General features: G+C 39.9%; 14 protein-coding genes and 1 pseudogene. 14 read left to right on the top strand and 1 reads right to left on the bottom strand.

The window, feature by feature from the left end; genetic code table 11:
• The first annotated feature begins 88 nt into the window (after positions 1 to 88).
• From cmoA to ACRWQN_RS10655, 7 genes are read left to right on the top strand one after another with little or no spacing between them, the layout of a single operon-like run.
• A complete protein-coding gene (gene cmoA, locus ACRWQN_RS10685; RefSeq protein WP_434937653.1) occupies positions 89 to 820 on the top strand; it encodes a carboxy-S-adenosyl-L-methionine synthase CmoA in 732 nt (243 codons plus the stop codon).
• A complete protein-coding gene (gene cmoB / locus ACRWQN_RS10680) occupies positions 817 to 1,809 on the top strand; it encodes a tRNA 5-methoxyuridine(34)/uridine 5-oxyacetic acid(34) synthase CmoB (RefSeq protein ID WP_434932014.1) in 993 nt (330 codons plus the stop codon). Before cmoA ends, cmoB begins: the two co-directional genes overlap by 4 nt.
• A 25-nt stretch (positions 1,810 to 1,834) precedes the next feature.
• On the top strand, positions 1,835 to 2,611 hold the full coding sequence (locus tag ACRWQN_RS10675) for an ATP-dependent zinc protease family protein (protein ID WP_434931939.1): 777 nt from the start codon (positions 1,835 to 1,837) through the stop codon (positions 2,609 to 2,611).
• 8 nt (positions 2,612 to 2,619) lie between these two features.
• Complete coding sequence (locus ACRWQN_RS10670) at positions 2,620 to 4,125, top strand: inactive transglutaminase family protein (RefSeq protein ID WP_434926084.1); 1,506 nt, start codon at positions 2,620 to 2,622, stop codon at positions 4,123 to 4,125.
• On the top strand, positions 4,125 to 5,081 hold the full coding sequence (locus ACRWQN_RS10665; RefSeq protein ID WP_434926083.1) for an alpha-L-glutamate ligase-like protein: 957 nt from the start codon (positions 4,125 to 4,127) through the stop codon (positions 5,079 to 5,081). The genes ACRWQN_RS10670 and ACRWQN_RS10665 overlap by 1 nt, the downstream gene beginning before the upstream one ends.
• On the top strand, positions 5,044 to 6,837 hold the full coding sequence (locus ACRWQN_RS10660) for a hypothetical protein (RefSeq protein ID WP_434937651.1): 1,794 nt from the start codon (positions 5,044 to 5,046) through the stop codon (positions 6,835 to 6,837). Before ACRWQN_RS10665 ends, ACRWQN_RS10660 begins: the two co-directional genes overlap by 38 nt.
• A complete protein-coding gene (locus ACRWQN_RS10655; protein ID WP_434937650.1) occupies positions 6,815 to 7,945 on the top strand; it encodes a DUF3541 domain-containing protein in 1,131 nt (376 codons plus the stop codon). The genes ACRWQN_RS10660 and ACRWQN_RS10655 overlap by 23 nt, the downstream gene beginning before the upstream one ends.
• Positions 7,946 to 8,037: 92 nt before the next feature.
• Here the strand turns inward: ACRWQN_RS10655 and grxD are convergent, their stop codons facing one another.
• Positions 8,038 to 8,379 carry a Grx4 family monothiol glutaredoxin gene (grxD, locus tag ACRWQN_RS10650; protein WP_434926080.1) on the bottom strand — a complete coding sequence of 114 codons (342 nt, stop codon included), beginning with the start codon at positions 8,377 to 8,379 and terminating at the stop codon, positions 8,038 to 8,040.
• 244 nt (positions 8,380 to 8,623) lie between these two features.
• On the opposite strand from grxD, the gene sodB reads away from it, so the two are divergent.
• The 7 genes and pseudogenes from sodB (at position 8,624) to ACRWQN_RS10615 (ending at position 22,246) form a co-directional block, all read left to right on the top strand.
• On the top strand, positions 8,624 to 9,205 hold the full coding sequence (sodB, locus tag ACRWQN_RS10645) for a superoxide dismutase [Fe] (protein WP_434926079.1): 582 nt from the start codon (positions 8,624 to 8,626) through the stop codon (positions 9,203 to 9,205).
• A gap of 296 nt (positions 9,206 to 9,501) precedes the next feature.
• A complete protein-coding gene (locus ACRWQN_RS10640) occupies positions 9,502 to 11,436 on the top strand; it encodes a PrkA family serine protein kinase (protein WP_434937648.1) in 1,935 nt (644 codons plus the stop codon).
• Positions 11,437 to 11,504: 68 nt separating this feature from the next.
• A complete protein-coding gene (locus tag ACRWQN_RS10635; RefSeq protein ID WP_434937647.1) occupies positions 11,505 to 12,773 on the top strand; it encodes a YeaH/YhbH family protein in 1,269 nt (422 codons plus the stop codon).
• An 8-nt stretch (positions 12,774 to 12,781) separates the two neighbouring features.
• Positions 12,782 to 14,329 (top strand): SpoVR family protein, encoded by a 1,548-nt coding sequence (locus tag ACRWQN_RS10630; RefSeq protein WP_434937645.1) that lies wholly within the window; start codon positions 12,782 to 12,784, stop codon positions 14,327 to 14,329.
• Between the two features lie 524 nt (positions 14,330 to 14,853).
• A complete protein-coding gene (locus tag ACRWQN_RS10625; protein ID WP_434937644.1) occupies positions 14,854 to 15,921 on the top strand; it encodes an efflux RND transporter periplasmic adaptor subunit in 1,068 nt (355 codons plus the stop codon).
• Between the two features lie 12 nt (positions 15,922 to 15,933).
• A complete protein-coding gene (locus tag ACRWQN_RS10620; RefSeq protein ID WP_434937642.1) occupies positions 15,934 to 19,185 on the top strand; it encodes an efflux RND transporter permease subunit in 3,252 nt (1,083 codons plus the stop codon).
• A pseudogene (locus tag ACRWQN_RS10615) lies at positions 19,182 to 22,246 on the top strand (efflux RND transporter permease subunit). The gene ACRWQN_RS10620 and the pseudogene ACRWQN_RS10615 overlap by 4 nt, the downstream one beginning before the upstream one ends.
• Positions 22,247 to 22,266 lie beyond the last annotated feature (20 nt).

The following is a 22,266-nucleotide window of genomic DNA, read 5'->3' as shown; positions in this document are numbered from 1 at the left end:
AATAAATTTAATATATTTTTAACCAGCACTTGCTGGTCATCACTATGATTAGCTAAAATGTGCTTAGAATTTTAAAACCTGTTATCACATGCACTCAGAATTAGATAATATTTATGCCTCAGCTACTAATAAAGTTGCTGATTTTGTATTTGATCAAAAAGTCGCTGGCGTGTTTAACGACATGATACGTCGATCTGTTCCCGGTTATGGCCAAATCATTAATACTATTGGTGACTTTGCAAGCACTTATGTCACTAAAAACTCTACTGTTTACGACCTTGGCTGCTCGCTTGGAGCTGCAACATTAAGTATTAGGCGTCAAATTGAACAACGTCAATGTAAAATTGTGGCCGTTGATAACAGTCAGTCGATGATAGAACGTTGTAGTGAAAACCTTCTAGCCTACGTCAGTGATACGGATGTAGAACTCGTTTGTGGTGACATCCGGGACATAGAATTTAAAAATGCTTCTATGGTGGTGTTAAATTTTACCCTACAATTTCTGCCAGTAGCCGATCGTGACACGTTAATTAACAAAATATATCAGGGTATGCTACCTGGTGGTATTCTAGTTATTTCAGAAAAGTTACGTTTTGATGATGACACCATACAAGTGTTACTTGATAAACATCATTTAGATTTTAAACGTGCAAATGGCTACAGTGAGTTAGAAATAAGTCAAAAAAGAAGTGCACTTGAAAATGTGATGCGTCCAGATACACTTAATCATCATCAACATCGCTTCGAAAAATGTGGCTTTCAACACTTTAATGTGTGGTTTCAATGTTTCAATTTTGCATCGATGGTGGCGATAAAATGATAAGCTTTGGCGCATTTTATAAAGAAATTGCAGATTCTAATTTGCAACATTGGTTAGAAACGCTACCGTCTATTTTGGGTAATTGGCAGCGTGAACACAAACATGGTAACTTACCTAAATGGGAAAAAGTGCTCAATAAACTGAACTATCCAACACCAGATCTAGTTGAGTTTACATCAAATGTGACCATTGGGAGTGGCAAACAGCTTACAGATGGCCAGACAGAAAAACTGTCTAATTTGCTCGGCTTATTTCAACCCTGGCGAAAGGGTCCCTTCTCTATCCATGGCATTGAAATTGATACAGAATGGCGAAGTGATTGGAAATGGGATAGAGTTAAGCCCCATATATCGCCATTAAAGAACCGAACAGTATTAGATGTTGGTTGCGGAAGTGGCTACCATATGTGGAGAATGTTTGGTGATGGCGCAAAATGCGTTGTGGGAATAGACCCTTCTCCGTTATTCTTATGCCAATTTGAGGCTGTAAAAAGACTAGCTGGAAATCAGCATCCTATTTATTTGTTACCATTAGGTATTGAAGAACTTCCACCTCTAGATGCTTTTGATACGGTATTCTCCATGGGCGTACTTTATCATCGCCGCTCACCGATAGATCACATTATGCAGTTACGTGATCAATTAAGAATGGGAGGTGAGCTCGTTATAGAAACATTAGTTATAGATGGTGATGAAAATGCTGTACTTGTCCCAAAGGACAGATATGGAAAAATGAATAATGTGTGGTTTTTACCATCAGTGGCGGCATTAATTCTGTGGCTAGAAAAGTGTGAGTTTACTAATGTAAGATGTGTTGACGTCGACATCACTTCATTGGCAGAACAACGCAGTACAACTTGGATGAAAAATGAATCACTTGTTGATTATCTTGATCCAAATGATGTGAGCTTAACGGTTGAAGGCTACCCTGCACCGAAAAGAGCCATAATCATTGCCACTAAAAACCAACCCAATTTAGATTTAATTTAACTCATAATATCCAACAGGAATTGACATGTTTAAGCAGGCACTTGCACTAACTATTGCAGTATTGATTGTTTCAGGTTGTACAGCAACCCAGCATTCCCATGCTCCATCAATCTCAAATGCTGATTTAAACAGCACGCTGCAAACATCCCAAGCACAAATTATTACCGCTTTTAATGATCAATGCAGCAAACAATCTGACGATATTACTGGATTATCGATAGAGTTACGTAAGTTAAAGACACAAGTTAGCGAAGCAATGGCACAGTCGCAAAAGCTCGCTGTTGCCCCTGTAGTTGCTCCAGCACCTAGACCTGTAGCAGTGCCGTCACAATGTCCTGAATCTCTCATTGGTGAGAAATTCTTACTAGGTGAAGCTGAAAGTGTTTATATGGATGAAGTTAAAACAACATTCGCTACCCGTATCGATACCGGAGCTGAGTCATCTTCATTAGATGCTCGAAACATTGTCCTTTTTGAACGGAATGGCGAAGAATGGGTGAGATATGATGTAATGACTAATGGCCCAGACAAAGCAGGAAATACTTTCGAGTCAAAAGTTGAACGCTTTGTCCGCATCAAACAAGATGCTACTAGTGATGATGACCGCCGCCCTGTTATTCATGCGCATCTAAAAATTGGTCAATATTCAGCTGAAACTGATTTAAATTTAACTGACAGAAGCCATTTAGATTACCCACTACTTCTTGGCCGTAAGTTTATGAAAGATATTGCCATCGTTGATGTAGGTCAGATCTACATTCACGGTAAAGATAAAAACCAAGTGACCACACTTATTAAATAGGCGACAAAATGCACTCTCGTAAACCGTTTTATATATTTGTATTTTTACTGTTTTTTGTCGGTATTGGTGCCAGCATCTATCGTGGTATTGAGCATAATGTGCCATTTTTGCCGGGTGAACAGGTTCAAAGTTGGGCAATTGATGCAAAAGTCAGCTTTAGTGGCCGTAACCAGCCTGCAGAAGTGCAATTTTCATTACCTAATGATCCCGCGTTTGACATTCTAGTCGAAAACACAACCTCACCAGGTTACGGTTTAACTATTACTGAAGAGCAAAATCGCAAAGCGATTTGGTCGATTAGAGAAGCATCTGGACCACAGTCTTTATTTTACCGTGTCACACTAGTGCCAACAGGCAAATTAGAAATCAAATCTGAACAAGAACCCACTGACACTGAAGTTTATCTTTGGCCTGCAACAGAAAAGGCCGCTGCAGAACAAATTGTAGAAGAAGTTTGGCTTCGCAGTGCGACCAATTTATCTTTTGCAAAGCAATTGTTGGATTTGATCCACGATAAAAATCAAAGTCAAAATATGTCGTTATTGCTATCGACTAACACTTCGACCAAATTATTCTTACAAATGCTACACACTAAAGGCGTTCCAGCACGAAATGTCAGTGGCTTAGTATTAGAAGATCAACGTCGTCGTCAAACATTAACGACTTATGTGCAAGTTTATCAAGATGGTTTATGGCACTTGTTTGATGTTGTTAACAACAAGCAAGGCAGAGACGGTAATCTTGTATTATGGGAATATGCTGGTGGCTCTGTTTTAGAAGTTATGGGCGGTCGTAGCTCACAAGTTAGCTTCTCAATGTTACAAGATACGCGCTCCGCATTAGCCACATCGATTGATATGATGATGACTGATGACGCATTAGATTTTTCTTTGTACCAACTTCCACTTGAGGAGCAAAGTTTATTTAAAGGTATATTATTGATCCCTATCGGTGTGATGGTGGTTGTTTTCCTTCGCGTGATTGTCGGTATTAAAACATCTGGTACTTTTATGCCAGTATTAATTGCGATGGCCTTTATTCAAACCACCCTACTAACGGGTTTAATTGGTTTCTTATTGATTGTCGCATTCGGATTAATGATCCGCTCCTACCTCTCAACCTTAAATTTATTGTTGATATCCCGAATATCCGCGGTGATTATTGTGGTGATCTTCATCATCGGCCTGTTCACCTTAATCTCATTTAAATTAGGTTTAAGTGAAGGGTTAACTGTGACCTTTTTCCCAATGATCATTTTAGCGTGGACAATCGAGCGTATGTCAATTTTGTGGGAAGAAGAAGGCCCTAAAAAAGTGTTCATTTCAGGTGGTGGCAGTTTGTTTGTTGCAACCATAGCTTACCTCGCTATGAGCAGTGAATTAGTACAACACTGGGTGTTTAACTTCCTAGGTATACATTTGGTTATCTTAGGTTTAGTGCTTGTAATGGGACAATACACTGGCTACCGTTTAACCGAGTTAAAGCGCTTTAAACCCTTAGTGGGAGAGAAGTAATGAAGTATGCCTGGCCTTGGGAATTAAGCCGCGCAGGCGTGCTGAACATGAACAAGCGAAACATCGGTTATATAGGTAGATACAATCCACGTAAGCACTACAAACGTGTGGACGATAAGTTAATTACCAAGCAATTAGCATTAGCAAATGGCATTGCCGTACCCGATTTAATTGGTGTTGTTCAAGAACAACATGATATTGAACTGATACCTGCGATGGTAATTGATAGAAGCGGTTTTGTTATCAAACCCGCTAAAGGGTCTGGCGGTAAAGGGATCCTGGTGATTACTAGAGTTGACAATGGCCGTTATTACAAGGCAAATGGCGATGAAGTAACCCCTAACGAAATATATCGTCATGTTTCAAATACATTAAGCGGTTTATTTTCACTGGGTGGCAGACCCGATGTTGCCATTGTGGAAGGCTTAATTGTATTTGATCCCGTATTCAACGGTGTCAGTTACGAAGGTGTGCCTGATATACGATTAATCGTATTTAAAGGGTTCCCTGTCATGGGTATGCTGCGTTGTTCAACTGCAGCTTCTGACGGTAAAGCTAACTTGCACCAAGGTGCTGTGGGTATTGGATTAGATATTGCCACAGGCAAAAGTTTACACGCGGTTCAATTTGACGTGCCGGTAGATAAACACCCTGATACTCACTTCCCTTTATCCGACATTCAAGTGCCGCATTGGGAAACGCTACTTCATACAGCCTCTAGAGCCTATGAAATGTGTGAAATGGGCTACCTTGGGACCGACATGGTATTAGATAAAAATCGTGGCCCCTTGCTGTTAGAGCTTAATGCTCGTCCAGGTTTAACCATTCAAATAGCAAATGGTAAAGGCATTCTCCCCCGCCTTAAACACGTAGAGTCTTTAAAAGGCGCGACAATGTCAGTTGACCAACGTGTAGAATATGCGAAAAAGCATTTTTGCGATCAGCCTAAGTTTTAATTTATTGGCCACGGCACTCGCCGTGGCCAATCCTTTAAGCCTGTTTGTAGATCAATGTTTACAATTTGATGCCGAAAGTCAGGTTGCAATTCCTAATGCCTGGCAATCATCAAGCAAAACACCTTATCCTCCCCTAACGCAATCAGTATCGTTAAATGAATTAGTTGCATTTGAATCGCCGCTTCTGTCACTGAATAATTTAAATGATCGCAATAATTACTATCGCCGCTTGACCCAACAAACAGAATATCAGCAGAATCTGCTGATGTGCCAAGTTCATTTAGCCGATGAACTCTCATGGTTACTTAATCAAATTGATCCACAATTATTACAAGCTGACAAAGCCAGCTTCAAATTATCGCCACATCAACAGCCTTATTATTGGTATCTAACCAGTATTCAACAATTAAAAAATGCCAAGCTCAATGTTGACGTTAAATCTATGCTACATGGTTTACAAACAAGCATAGAATACAACCTAAGACAGCAATATCTATTCGAGGCAAACGCAGAATGTGCACTTGAGACAGCCTCTGAATCAACAAAAAAATCTATTAATAATATCTCGACTACTGCACAGAATGTTGCTCGTTACCTGTTATTACAACCGAAATCATCATGCAGACAACAAGCTTGGTTAGCTTATCAAGGACGAGCGAAAGAGGTTAATCAAACAAATTTACTTGTTATTCATAAAATTAAAACTAAACAGGCAAAAGAAAATGGATTTGCTGACTCTGCTGACTTCCAATTAAAAAACAGTGAGTTGACTGTTGAACAATTATCTCTATTTTTAAACAGCCAAACAGAAAACATCGAAGTTGCGCCTTGGGATTTACCACAAGCATTAAAAAAACAACCCAAAATTGCAACCGAGATTCAAACCACTGCGCATTTCATTGACACGGTATTTGAGCTGCTATCCCCATTTAGTTTAGATTTTGAACGACTTCCAACAAGCGCAAATACCACCGATATTTATCGCGTTTGGCATAAAAAAAGATTATTAGGTGAAATTTTTCTGGATATCAATACAGGCGAAGCAGCCCAAGCAGTAAATGTTGACTATTTCACTATAAAGCAGTCTGTTGTAGGACAACAATTAGGCCAATATGCTTTAAATGTGCCTTTTGAATTAACCAAGGTAAAACAGTATGATGACCTAATATTTGCCCTAAGCGATATCGTCAATCAGTTAGCAAAGGGAAGTCAATTTTACTATGTTAATCAACAGAATATTTCGCCACTAAATCAGCAGTTAGGTACTTATTGGTTAGCAACATGGTTAACATCAAATTTAAAACTAGATCATCAACAACACCCTAGGGCCAAACTCATTAATTCATTTAAGAAACAACAGCTGGTCTTTCGCTCCAAAGTTGCGCTACTCTTTTACCAACAACAAGACCTATCTAAGTTTGAGTTATACCAGCCAATTTTGAACCGAATGTTGTCTCAATCCTTTGAAGACAGCTTTGGTGTGCCCTATTTATCGGCTTCTGATGCAATATTTAGTTATCTTGCTATTGCTAATCAAGGGATTAGTTATTATCTTCTGCTGTGGCAACAAACACTGGCGCAGTTAATCTACAATGAATCACTTTCCAGCAGCCAAGCCAAGGCTATATTTGATGTCATCGTTGTGAATGAACATCATCAAAGTCTTTATGATCAATTGTCTGCCGTATTTAAACAGCCAATGGATTTTGAACATCTATTATGGAGAATCAATTATGTTGGCACTAAGCAAGAGTAAAACACTCTCGTTTTTTGTATTATCCGCTGTACTATTAAGCAGTAGTTTATTTGCTAAAGAATCATACCTAAAACAGACTCATAACTTAACCGATGAACAAGTTTACCAGCAAATCAAAACCAATCTCGAAACTAATCTTTATACTTTACCTCCAAGAGTCCAAGGCCATTACGCTATTCGTCAATTCCGCATGACAGGTGATCCCAAATACGCTAATGGTGCGTTAATTGATTTACTCACCATAGCTGAATCACAAGCTTATTTTGCCTGTAATCTCAATAAACCACACTTCATTGATGATGAGTCAGCATTGGCAGGGAGTCTGTTAGGTCATAAAGCGAGAGGTTTAGCACGTAAAGAAGCTATTGCTCCTTATCCAAAATTCATGTTGTTTACTGACTTATTGCGTTTTTCAAGTCGTATAGATGAGTTTGGTTTTACGGGTCCTTGCCATGATTTGCTATTCAGCACCTTAAAGGCGCATGATTTTACTCCCTCCTTTACCGACAAGAAGATGATTGAGTCATGGGCTGCGCAACTGATTAACTATGTATATTGGGCTAAGCAAATCGGTGTGGGCGATTATTACCAGGCCTACAAAACGGCGTTTATTAATACTTATCCTGATAGTAAAGATGCGACACTTTCAAAGGCACAGTACAAAAATAAGATTTATGGCATGACCCATTTTATTTTTGCTGCCAGCGGATATTATCAAAATGAAGTTGAACCGAAAGAATTCCAATGGATTTTAGATTATTTTGAAAAAAATCTAGATAAAATTATCGCCGACACTACAGAAGATATCATTACAGAAGTGGGAATTAGTTTCCTAATAACGGGGCATAGCAATCATAACGTCACTCAAAAAGTTAAAAAGCACATCATTGCGGCATATAATCCAGAAACTCAAATGATACCATCACCCAAGGGTAGATCAGACTTATCCTCTGGCGAACACAGAAATGTACTTGCCATGATGCTATTAAATTGGCCAGAAACGCTTCACCCTGGCCCATATCTGAACAATATCCCGAGTACCAAGAAGAATCTTCCTCGTTTAGTTAATGTAAAATCTGATCAAAATACACTCGACAGCAAGCAGTAATCATATTAATAATATCAATATAATTGCCAAGTCTTAAATATAAAAAACCCAATGCATGCATTGGGTTTTTCTTAAGCTAAACAATAAACAGCTTATTCTGCGGCATCTTCAGTGCGGAATTTATCTGCAGTCGCTTTAATAATCGGTTGTAACTCACCTTTTTGGAACATCTCGGTAATAATGTCACAGCCGCCAATCAACTCACCCTCAACCCACAACTGTGGGAAGGTTGGCCAATTTGCAAACTTAGGTAATTCAGCGCGGATATCTGGGTGCTGTAAAATATCTACAAACGCAAACTGCTCACCACAGTTAATCATCACTTGTGCAACTTGAGAAGAAAAACCACAACTAGGTAATTTAGGAGAGCCTTTCATATAAACTATGATTGGGTTTTCACTCAGTTGCTGCTTAATTTTTTCTACAGTTTCCATTTTCATTCCTAATGGTAGATAAAGTACTAATAGCCATATTGTACGACACCTTAAGCCATAACAAAATGCCACAGTTTGTAAGGGTATAGATTAATTCATCTTATGAATGGCCATAATCGAGATTTTTCCAGAAACAATGATTCACATCACAAAAATAATCAGTACAATAGCTGCAGAGCAGTGTACCTATTTAGTATTTAATTTAGGTATAAAAACGATAACCTAACTCCATGGAGAGAGACTAATGGCTTTCGAATTACCAGCATTACCTTATGCAAAGAACGCACTTGAACCGCATATTTCTCAAGAAACGATTGAATACCACTATGGTAAGCATCACAACACTTACGTTGTAAAATTAAATGGTTTAGTTGAAGGCACTGAATTTGCTGGAAAAAGCTTAGAAGAAGTCGTTAAAACTTCTACTGGTGGCATGTTTAACAATGCAGCTCAAGTATGGAACCATACCTTTTACTGGAACTGCCTTGCACCAAATGCTGGCGGCGCACCAACTGGTGCTGTTGCAGCTGCTATCGATGCTTCATTCGGTTCTTTCGAAGAATTCAAAACTAAATTTACTGATTCTGCAGTAAATAACTTCGGTAGCGCTTGGACTTGGTTAGTTAAGAAAGCTGATGGTTCATTAGCAATCGTTAACACCAGCAATGCAGCTACGCCACTGACTGATGAATCAGTGACCATTTTAATGACTGTAGATGTTTGGGAACATGCTTATTACGTTGATTACCGTAATGCACGTCCAGAATATTTAAATCACTTCTGGCAATTAGTTAACTGGGATTTTGTGAACAGCAACTTCGCTTAATCACAATCCTCGTTATCTTAAAAAGAGCCCTAGGGCTCTTTTTTTATAGGTGTAATTTAGCTTATTTACTTCTTCAGAACAGCAAACCCCTATTGCTGACTATAAATGCAACTATTGCAATTGCTACGTTCCTCCTTGTTTTATAAACAATAATTTACAAAACTGTTGCGCAATATCACACTTTCTATTCTAAGCTTATATTGTAGAGGCCAAAAAGATTGATTGGCAACAACGCCAATATTGCTTAATTCCTCGCCATTGTTGCCATCCCGGCATAGACGTCTAAGGGGCTTATTATGGGCATTTTCGAACATTACCAACAACGTTACGAGAAAAAACTCGATGAGGAATATACCTTAGAGCAATTCCTTGATATCTGTAAACAGGATAAAGGTGCCTACGTTTCAGCTGCAGAGCGGTTGTTAATGGCGATTGGTGCACCTGAAGTCATAGACACATCGAAAAACTCTGTCTTAAGCCGTATTTTCTCTAATCGCCTTATCTCTCGCTACCCAGCCTTTAAAGACTTCTATGGCATGGAAGAAGCGATTGAGCAAATCGTATCTTACCTTAAGCACTCGGCTCAAGGCTTAGAGGAATCAAAGCAGATTTTATATTTACTCGGTCCAGTGGGTGGGGGTAAATCATCACTTGCAGAAAAGCTTAAGTCCCTTATTCAGCATATGCCGATTTATATTTTAAGTGCCAATGGCGTGCGCAGCCCAGTGAACGATCACCCATTTTGTCTTTTCGATTTAGACGAAGATGGCAGCATATTGCAGCAAGAATATGCAATACCGCATCGCTACCTAAAAACCATCATGTCACCTTGGGCAGTTAAAAGATTACATGAGTTTGGCGGCGATATTAGTCAATTTAGAGTCGTTAAAGTCTACCCATCAATTCTGGATCAAATCGGCATTGCAAAAACCGAACCTGGTGATGAAAATAACCAAGATATCTCCGCATTAGTCGGCAAAGTCGATATTCGTCAGTTAGAGCACTTTTCACAGGATGATGCCGATGCATACGCGTATTCAGGTGCATTATGTCGAGCAAACCAAGGCTTGATGGAATTTGTCGAAATGTTTAAAGCGCCGATTAAAGTATTACACCCATTATTGACCGCCACACAGGAAGGTAACTATAACGGTACAGAAGGCTTATCGGCATTACCTTACACAGGGATTATTCTGGCTCACAGTAATGAATCAGAATGGACCACATTCAGAAATAACAAAAATAACGAGGCATTTTTAGACCGAGTTTATATCGTCAAAGTACCCTACTGTTTACGCGTTTCAGAAGAACTGGAAATTTACCAAAAACTGTTGTTTAATTCAGAATTATCTCAATCTCCTTGCGCGCCTGGCACACTGGAAACATTGGCCCAATTTAGTGTGTTATCCCGCATTAAAACACCAGATAACTCCTCTGTTTACTCAAAAATGCGCGTCTATAACGGTGAAAGCTTAAAAGACACAGACCCCAAAGCAAAGTCATATCAAGAGTATCGTGACTATGCGGGTGTCGATGAAGGAATGAACGGTCTATCTACCCGTTTTGCATTTAAAATTTTGTCTAAAGTGTTTAACTTCGACCATACAGAAATCGCCGCAAATCCGGTGCATTTATTTTATGTGCTTGAGAAGCAAATCGAACAAGAGCAATTCTCTAGTGAGGTAAGTGAACGTTACCTTGAGTTTTTAAAAGGCTATTTAATCCCTAAATACGTTGAGTTTATTGGCAAGGAAATTCAAACCGCTTATCTAGAGTCCTATTCCGAATACGGTCAAAACATATTTGATCGTTATGTAACCTATGCTGACTTTTGGATCCAGGATCAAGAGTATCGAGATCCAGAAACAGGACAACAATTTGACCGAGCATCACTTAATGCTGAATTGGAAAAAATAGAGAAGCCAGCCGGAATAAGTAATCCTAAAGACTTCAGGAATGAGATTGTTAACTTTGTATTACGCGCCCGAGCTAATAATGAAGGCAATAATCCTTTGTGGACCAGTTACGAAAAACTGCGAACCGTGATTGAAAAGAAAATGTTCTCCAATACCGAAGACTTACTACCAGTGATTTCGTTTAATGCCAAAACATCAAACGATGATCAACGTAAACATGATGATTTTGTTAATAGAATGATGGAGAAAGGCTATACCAAGAAGCAGGTCAGATTGCTGTCGGAATGGTATTTACGCGTACGTAAATCATCATAACCCAACAACATAGGCTTTACTGAACAGTACTGGGATGTAAAGCCTGCATTTAGGCTTGGGAGGTGCGTATGGCTAACTTTATAGATAGACGATTAAATGCTAAAGGAAAAAGCACGGTTAATCGTCAACGATTTATTGAACGATATAAAACCCAAATAAAAAAAGCCGTCAGTGATGCAGTGACTAGACGCAGTGTGACTGATATTGATAAAGGAGAACAGATTAGTATTCCAACTCGGGATATTAGTGAACCATCGTTTAGACAAGGACAAGGTGGTAGCCGTGAAAGAGTTCACCCAGGCAACGACCAATTTAATCGCGGCGATAAAATAGCCCGCCCTCAAGGTGGACAAGCAGGCGGCGCTGGTGACGGTGATGCTTCTGATTCTGGTGAAGGTCAAGAAGATTTTGTCTTTCAAATATCAAAAGATGAGTATCTTGAACTGTTATTTGAAGATTTAGAATTACCCAACTTACAGAAAAATCGCTTAAATAAATTGGTAGAATATCAAACCTATCGGGCAGGATTTACCAATGATGGGGTACCTGCCAATATCAATATTATTCGTTCATTACGCTCATCTTTAGCCAGAAGAATAGCCATGAGCGGCAGTAAGAAAAAGCAACTTAACCTACTTGTGCAACAGCTTGCTGAACTTGAAAACACCCCCGGTGCCAAAGCCGAACTTATTTTGGACTTAAAAGCTCAAATTGACATATTAAAAAAACAAATTGCTAAAGTGCCTTTTATCGACACCTTTGATTTACGCTTCAACAATTACGCAAAGCGAGAAAAACCTTCAAGCCAAGCGGTGATGTTTTGCTTAATGGATGTCTCTGGTTCAATGGATCAGGCAACCAAAGATATGGCCAAGCGTTTTTATATCTTGCTGTATCTTTTTTTAACTCGTACTTATAAAAACCTCGAGGTGGTTTACATACGCCACCATACCCAAGCTAAAGAAGTGGATGAACAGGAGTTTTTCTACTCCCAGGAAACCGGCGGCACAATAGTGTCAAGTGCTTTAAAATTAATGCATGAAATCCAGCAAGCACGTTACCCCGCCAGTGAATGGAATATTTATGCTGCGCAAGCATCTGATGGTGACAATTGGTCAGACGATTCACCCGTGTGTAAAAATTTGCTTAGTCAGCATATTTTACCTTTAGTGAGGTACTTTAGTTATATTGAAATAACCCATAGACCTCACCAGAGCTTATGGCAGGAATATCAACAATTACAACAAAGCTTCGATAATATAGCGGTGCAAAATATTAAGCAAGTTGATGATATTTATCCGGTATTTAGAGAGCTTTTTAAAAAACAAGCTGTATAGGAGGCACTATGGATACATCTTCCCGTTCGCCTTTAAGCGATGGTCCAGAGTGGACATTTGACTTGTTGCAGGCATATCTACATGAAATTGAAGTGGCGGCTAAATTTTTTAAAATTGATGCTTACCCCAATCAAATTGAAATTATTACCGCAGAACAAATGATGGACGCCTATGCAGGAATTGGTATGCCTATTGGATATACCCATTGGTCGTTTGGTAAACGCTTTATTGAAACAGAACAAGGCTACCGTCGCGGACAGATGGGACTGGCCTATGAAATAGTGATTAATTCTGACCCATGTATCGCCTATTTAATGGAAGAAAATACCATTACTATGCAAGCATTAGTGATGGCGCACGCGAGTTTTGGGCACAATAGCTTTTTTAAAAATAACTATTTATTTAAAACCTGGACAGACGCGAGTTCAATTATTGATTATTTAGTTTTTGCTAAAAACTATATTCATCAATGCGAGCTAAAGCATGGCGTTGAGCAAGTAGAGTTAACCATTGATTCATGCCACGCCTTAATGAATTACGGTGTAGATCGTTACAAACGTCCTTCTGAAATATCTTTTAGTGAGGAGCAGGCTAGACAGGAAGAACGTGAGGCTTATTTACAAAGCCAAGTCAACGACCTGTGGCGCACTGTGCCCACCAGCAACCAAGAGCAAATCACTAAAAAAAGTAAACAATTTCCGTCAGAACCTCAAGAGAACCTTTTGTATTTTCTTGAGAAAAATGCACCACTGCTTGAACCATGGCAACGTGAGATAGTGCGCATTGTGAGAAAAATGGCACAATATTTTTATCCGCAAAAACAAACCCAGGTAATGAATGAAGGTTGGGCTACGTTTTGGCACTACACTATTTTAAATCGCTTATATGATACCGGAAAAGTCACCGACAGATTTATGCTGGAGTTTTTGCGCAGCCACACAGCAGTAGTCGCTCAACCTGCATACAATAGCCCTTACTACAACGGCATAAACCCTTATGCTTTAGGTTTTAGTATGTTTATTGATATTAGGCGTATTTGTGAAAACCCTACCGATGAGGATAAACTTTGGTTTCCAGATATTGCTGGCAGCGATTGGTTAACCACCCTGCACTTTGCAATGAAAAACTTTAAAGATGAAAGTTTTATCAGCCAGTATTTGTCGCCTAAAGTTATCCGCGATTTTAAATTGTTTGGCATATTAGATGATGAAAAACGTGCTGAATTAAATGTGTCAGCAATACATAATGAACAGGGTTATCAACAAATTCGTCAAATGCTGTCGCAGCAATATAACTTAGCGAATATTGAGCCTAACATTCAAGTACAACATGTCGACATTAATGGTGACCGTTCATTAACCTTGCGATACACACCACACAATGACATCCCTTTAGCCAATAATCATGATGAAGTATTGAAGCATTTACATCGTTTATGGAAGTTCAAAGTCAGTATTGAACAAGTCGATTCAAATAATCAAGTGTCGGTTTTATCAAGCTGTCCGGATCCAAAAACTGATACTGGAGATCAAAAGAGCACTATATTATCCCAATAGAATTCTTAACGAATAGTCTAGCCTTGTAAACAGATCCAATGTATCAGTCTCAATTACATCGATAAACATCAGCAACCTCTTCTCATCAATGGCCAGTAACTTGTTAATCAAAGTAGCTGGCCAGCTACTTTTACGCAATCAATAAACTAATACTGTTATTAATATATTTATTGATACAGTCGCTAATAAAGCAACTAGCTGATTTATGATATTGAACCTTACATCAGACATTATTGGTACATTAAGTCAAACTTAACAAATGTTAGTTATTCTCACCATTTATTTAACATTATAACTAGCGCTATAAATTCAACGAAGTCACCTGCAAACAAAATTAAACTTAAGTACCTGTAAGTAAATGATTTATTATTTTGGCACAATTAATGCTTTCAACGTTCATAAACTTATTATTAATTGTTACAAAAGTCAGCGTGACGGCAGCATTTATTGGCGTAGTCTTATTCTTAAGCTACCGCTAAATAATCGCAAGGTAGCACTTGGCTTCACTATAAAGGCAGGTTCCCATGGACAGGTTTCAATCCGTTAAAAAAGTTGTTATTCCTTTTTGTTGTTTAGTAATGTTAGCTGGTTGTACAGGAGATGAAGAGCAAGTAAAAGAACAAGAAAAATTTGCTGTTCCAGTAGAAACAACCTTTGTTGAACAAGGTAATGTGTCATCATTTTACAGCACAACAGCGACCTTAGAAGCCCCACAAGAAGCCCATGTGATGACCCGTATTTCTGGCTTGATAAATACTATCAATGTTGAAGAAGGCGACCGGGTAATTAAAGGCCAGGTATTAGCGGTTATTGATGCAAAACGCCAACAGTATGATTTCAATCGCTCTCAGGCTGAAGTTCAAATCATTGAGCAAGAATTAAATCGTCTGCGCAAAATGGATAATAAAGAGTTTATTAGCCAAGATACCATGGCAAAATTAGAGTTTAACCTGCAAGCAGCTGTCGCCCAGCGAGACCTTGCTGAACTACAGGTGCAAGAAAGCCTTATTGTTTCCCCCATTGACGGTGTCGTCGCTAAGCGTTATGTAAAGCAAGGTAATACCGTTAAAGAGTTTGATGAACTTTTCTATGTTGTAAACCAAGACCAATTATACGGCATTGTCCACCTACCAGAGCAGCAACTACCTAGTTTACGATTAGGACAACATGCCAGTGTTCGTCAAAATCAACACACTACCGACATAATAGATGCTACCGTGCTGCGTATTAGCCCCATAGTTGATGCCCAAAGCGGTACCTTTAAAGTCACCTTAAATGTGCCCAATAACAGTGGCCAATTAAAAGCAGGCATGTTTACCCGGGTTGAAATTAAATACGACACCCATAACAACGTCATTACCGTGCCTTATAACGCCTTAATTAATCAAGATGACACTCAAGCAATCTATGTCATTAAAGACACTGTTGCTGAACGTCGTGAAGTTAGCTTAGGCTATCGCCAAGATAATACTATTGAGATTACCTCTGGGGTGATATTAGGCGAGCAAATCGTTATCCGTGGTCAGCAAAACTTAAAAGATCAATCACTGGTCGAAGTGATAAATCCTCTAAACGTAGCTGCTATCAAATAACGGAGCGAGCCCATGTCAATCATTAATACTGCTGTCAACCGTCCAGTGACGGTGTGGATGTTCATGCTTGCGGTAATGTTATTTGGTATGGTCGGCTTTAGTCGACTTGCGGTAATGTTACTGCCAGATCTTAGTTATCCCAGTGTCACTATTCGTACCGCCTATGATGGCGCTGCGCCAGTTGAAATTGAACAACTCGTGTCTAAACCCATTGAAGAATCCGTTGGCGTTGTTAAAGGCTTACGTAAAATCAGCTCTATTTCACGCTCAGGTATGTCAGATGTTGTCCTAGAGTTCGAATGGGGCAGCAATATGGACATGGCCAGTCTTGAAGTGCGTGAAAAACTAGACACCATTGAACTGCCATTGGACATCAATAAACCATTGTTATTAAGGTTTAATCCTAATCTAGACCCCATCATGCGTTTAGCTTTTTCTGTACCCGATGCGTCAGATAAAAATTTAAAACAAATGCGCACCTTTGCCGAAGAGGAATTAAAACGCCGCTTAGAAGCGCTATCAGGGGTGGCAGCGGTAAGATTGTCTGGCGGGCTTGAACAAGAAGTTCATATTCTTCTTAACCAACAAAAACTTAGCCAATTAAACTTAAATGCCGATGATATTAAACAAAGAATCAATCAAGAAAATATCAATTTGTCTGCGGGTAAAGTGATTCAAAGTGACAAAGAGTATCTAGTTAGAACCTTAAATCAATTTAATTCGCTGGAAGAACTGGGCAATGTCATCATCTACCGTAATGATCAAACCCTAGTGCGTCTCAATGAAGTGGCTGAAATTAGTGATGCCTATAAAGAGCGCAGTGATGTCACTCGTATTGGTGACGTCGAATCTATCGAACTCGCCATTTACAAAGAAGGTGATGCTAATACAGTTACCGTTGCTAAAAAGCTCCAGGCTGAGCTGGCATTAATCAACAAAGCTGATGAAAACAAGCAACTGAATATTATTTATGACCAGTCAGAATTTATTGAAAGCGCGGTAAATGAGGTTACTTCATCGGCATTAATCGGCAGTGTGCTTGCCATGTTGGTCATTTACCTATTCTTGCGCAATATCGTCGCCACCCTGATCATTTCTATCTCTATCCCGTTCTCGGTCATTGCCACCTTTAATATGATGTATTTTGCTGATATCAGTCTCAATATCATGTCGTTAGGCGGTATTGCTCTCGCTATCGGGCTGTTAGTTGATAACGCCATTGTGGTGTTAGAAAATATTGACCGCTATCAATCGCAAGGTATGAGTAAAATTGAAGCGGCGGTTACTGGGTGTAAAGAAGTTTCAGGCGCAATATTTGCCTCTACATTAACGACATTAGCCGTATTTGTGCCGTTAGTGTTTGTCGATGGCATAGCAGGGGCATTATTCGCCGACCAGGCACTTACTGTCACCTTTGCTTTGTTAGCTTCATTGTTTATTGCTTTAACAGCAATACCTATGCTGGCTTCTCGCCAAGGGTTTAAAAGCTTACCTGCGCCAACTGAAACACCCATCAAAACTATCCCACAATCGAAACTAGGTAAAACCGGTTATTACACTCTTGCCGTTATATCTTGGCCATTCAAGTTGTTGTTTAGCTATATACCAGCAGGTTTATTAACCTTCGGCTTATTGGCTATCCGCTTTTTTAGTTGGTTAATTGGCTTAGTCATGCGCCCACTTGCCAGTGCGTTCAATTATGTTTATGACGCCTTAGCTAAAGTGTATGACGGTTTACTGAATAAAGTACTCAAACAAAAAGGGCTTACACTACTGATTGCCCTTAGTATTACTTTAGGCGCAGGAGGTTTATTACCTAAACTGGGCATGGAACTTATTCCACCAATGAATCAAGGTGAGTTCTATGTAGAGCTATTATTACCACCAGGAACCGAGGTCAGTGAAACAGACAAAGTATTACAGCAGTTAGCCTTAAGCATTAACGATAACCCAGATGTAAAACACACTTTCAGCCAGGCTGGCAGTGGCGGATTAATGACATCAGATACCGCCAGAGGTGGTGAAAACTGGGGACGTTTACAGGTTGTACTGGCCAATCCTAGTGCATTTGACGCTGTGGCTCATATTTTAAGGCAAACCGCTAAAAAAATACCCGAGTTAGACGCTAAAATTGAGCAACCAGAGTTATTCAGTTTCAAAACACCCTTAGAAATTGAATTGTCTGGCTATGATTTAGCACAGTTAAAGCGAAGCGCCGACACTTTAGTGAGCGCGTTAAGCCAATCATCCCGCTTTACCGATGTCAATACCACGCTACGTGATGGTCAACCTGAAATCAGTATTCAGTTTGATCACCAAAGGCTCGCAGCATTGGGTATGGATGCCCCTACCGTAGCAAGTCGTATTGCGCAACGTGTTGGTGGAACCGTTGCCAGCCAGTACACAGTGCGCGATCGTAAGGTGGATATTTTAGTTCGCAGCGAGCTGTCAGAGCGCGATCAGATAAGTGATATTGACTCACTCATCATCAACCCTAACAGTGACCAGCCTATTCCACTTAGCGCAGTTGCAGACATTAAATTACAGGTTGGCCCATCTGCGATTAACCGTATTAGTCAGCAACGTGTTGCTATTGTGTCAGCAAACTTAGGTTTTGGTGATTTAAGCGATGCAGTGGTAGAAGCTAAACAGATTTTAAGCCAACAGCAATTCCCCTCTTCCATTCAGTCCTCTTTTGGTGGCCAAAATGAAGAAATGGAACATTCATTTAGCTCATTGAAAATAGCCCTAGTGTTAGCAATATTTTTAGTTTATCTGGTCATGGCCAGTCAATTTGAATCATTGCTACATCCATTACTGATCTTAATTGCTGTTCCTATGGCGGTTGCTGGCAGTATTTTAGGCTTATTCATCACCAACACCCATTTAAGTATCGTGGTGTTTATTGGACTGATTATGTTAGCCGGTATTGTGGTTAATAATGCCATTGTATTAGTGGATAGAATTAACCAATTACGCCGTGAAGGAATAGAAAAAATCAGCGCCATTGAACAAGCGGCAAAATCACGTTTGCGCCCTATTTTAATGACAACATTAACCACAGCGCTGGGGTTATTACCAATGGCGATTGGTATGGGCGATGGCAGCGAAGTACGAGCACCGATGGCGATTACGGTTATCTTTGGTTTACTGGTTTCAACATTACTGACTTTGTTGGTGATCCCTTGTTTATATGCCCTGTTTGACCAGAAGTCTTATGCCACAGAGTCAGAGCAGGCAGCATCAGCAGAGGCAACGGTATGAACCTGACAAAACTAGCGTTAAAACGCCCTGTCACCACCAGCATGTTCTTTGTCGCTATTATGCTATTTGGTATGGCGGCAAGCAGAATGTTGCCGTTAGAAATGTTCCCTGGCATCGACATTCCTCAAATCATGGTGCAAGTGCCTTATAAAGGTTCAAGCCCAGCTGAAGTAGAACGCGATATTACCAAAGTACTTGAAGAAGCCTTAGCCACTATGGGCGGTATTGAAGAGTTACACTCTGACTCCACCCAGGATGGTGCTTATATTCAAATGAATATGAAATGGGGAGAAGCTGTTGCCACTAAAAGCTTAGAAGTACGTGAGAAAATTGACTCGGTTAGGCACCTTTTACCCAAAGATGTTGAACGGGTGATGATCCAGCAATTCTCTACCGCCGATATGCCGGTGCTCACCATCAGGATATCCAGCGAACGTGAACTATCTAACGCCTTTGATTTACTCGACAAACAACTTCGCAAACCCCTTGAAAGAGTTGAGGGTGTATCAAAGGTCACTTTATACGGCGTTGAACAAAAGCAAATCGATATTCGAGTTAATGCCGACAAATTAGTTGCCAGTGGTATCAGTAATCAACAACTGCAAACCAGCTTATCAGCACAAAATTTTGTCATCAACGCTGGCACATTAAGAAGCAATGGCAATGTGTTTCAAGTATCGCCTAAGGGTGAGTTTACCAGTTTAGATGATATCACCCGCTTAGTGCTTATTCCTGGTATCACGTTAGGCGACATCGCTACAGTTAAATTTGCCTTACCAGAAAAAATTGAAGGTCGTCATTTAGACCAAAAATACGCCGTGGGTATCGACGTGTTTAAAGAATCAGGGGCTAATTTAGTCGAAGTATCTGATCGGGTCATGAAGGTCATTGAAAAAACCAAACAAGATAAGCAATTCAATGGCGTGAAGTTGTTTATTATGGAAGATCAGGCCTTTGGCGTTAAATCTTCATTACAAGATTTACTGTTATCCGGTTTATTGGGTGCCCTATTATCTTTTGGCGTACTGTATTTATTCTTACGCAATTTAAAGATGACGTTAGTGGTGGTCTCTTCTGTGCCTATTTCACTTTGTATGACCTTAGCTGGAATGTACTTTTTTGGATATAGCCTCAATATTTTATCCATGATGGGATTATTGCTCGCCGTGGGTATGCTTATTGATAATGCAGTAGTAGTGACTGAGAGTGTGTTACAAGAAAAACAAGCCGGTCATATAGATGATACCCAGCAAACTAAAGCCAATGAGCGTGCTGTGTTAACAGGGGTAGATAAAGTCTCCCTTGCGGTGTTAGCGGGTACATTGACCACAGCCATTGTATTTTTACCTAATATCTTTGGCGTTAAAGTGCAGCTAACTATATTTCTTGAACATGTGGCCATTGCAATTTGTATATCATTAGCGGCATCGCTATTAGTGGCGAAAACACTTATCCCGTTAATGCTGAACAGCTTCCACTTCGATATTAAGACAGATGATAAGCAAGGTAAAATGGCGGCATTTTATCAGCGCAGTTTATCTTGGGTATTAACTAGACCTAAGCGTTCTGGGGTTATTGCCGTACTTATTTTAGCTTCAACTGCCTTGCCACTTAGTATGGTTCAGCAAGATCAAAATGACGGCGAAGGCAATGACCGACTTTATATTAACTATCAGCTAGAGGGACGTCACGCACTTAGGGTAACCGAAGCGCTTGTCAGTGAAATGGAGGCTTATCTATATGCCAATAAAGAGAAATTTTTTATTGATGCCGTATACAGTTACTATGCCCCACATGATGCGCAATCCACCATTATTTTGCAAAAAGACATCCCTATTGACACCTCTGAACTGAAAAAAATGATCAGAGAAGGATTTCCTAAATTCTCCATTGCCACGCCACAATTTGGTTGGGGCAATGAGCAAAATGGAATACGTGTCACTCTAACGGGTCGCTCAACTTCAGAACTGATTAACTTAAGTAATCAAGTGGTGCCATTGCTTAATGGAATTGAAGGATTAGTCGACGTCCGCTCTGAAGTGAATAGTGCCCAGCAAGAAGTGGTGGTGATAATCGATAGAGAAATGGCCGCAAGACTTGATGTAAAACTAAGTGAAGTGGCGTCAAGTATTGCATTAGCATTAAGAGGCACACCACTGAGGTCATTTAGGCACGACCCATCTGGTGAGCTACGAATTGAACTGGCCTACGATAAGCTATGGCAGTATTCCCTTGAGCAGTTAAAGCAGTTACCTGTGTTACGACAACAGGACAGGGTTTACACCTTAGACAGCCTTGCACAAATAAAAATTGTGCCTCGTTTTGACAGTATCAAACATTATAATCGCCAAACGGCCTTATCTATTGGTGCCAATCTAGATAAGTTAACCACTGAGGAAGCGCAGGAAAAAATCACTCACATTATGGATTCGGTTAATTTCCCCTACGGATACAGTTATTCATTGCGGGGCGGATTTGAGCGCCAAGATGAAGATCAAAACATCATGGCGGTTAATATGATATTAGCTATCATAATGATTTATATCGTTATGGCGGCATTATTTGAATCATTGCTACTGCCGACAGCAATTATCACCTCTATTTTATTTTCAATTACCGGAGTGTTTTGGGCCTTATGGTTTACCGCAACGCCTATGTCTGTTATGTCCATGATAGGGATCCTTATTTTAATGGGGATCGTAGTGAATAATGGCATTGTGTTAGTAGACCAAATTAATCAAATGACCCCCGCGCTGGATAAGCTTTCGGATACTATATTAAGTGTCTGTAGCACCCGTTTACGTCCAGTACTGATGACAGTGGCCACAACGGTATTAGGTTTAGTGCCATTAGCCATGGGGGATACCCAAATTGGCGGTGGCGGCCCCCTTATTCACCGATGGCAATAGCTATTATAGGCGGGTTAACCTTTTCTACTGTCACCAGTTTGTACCTTGTGCCATTGTGTTATCAAGCGCTATATAGAGTTCGCCATAACGCGGCGATTAGATTAGGTCTAGCTGACAAATTTGCCAAAAAGCTGCTACCTTGGACTCGGTAGCTATAATGTGTAAATGATAT

The organism is Shewanella sp. HL-SH8 (genome assembly GCF_051165765.1).
GTDB lineage: Bacteria > Pseudomonadota > Gammaproteobacteria > Enterobacterales > Shewanellaceae > Shewanella > Shewanella glacialimarina.
This window is presented reverse-complemented; position numbering and strand designations above follow the sequence as displayed.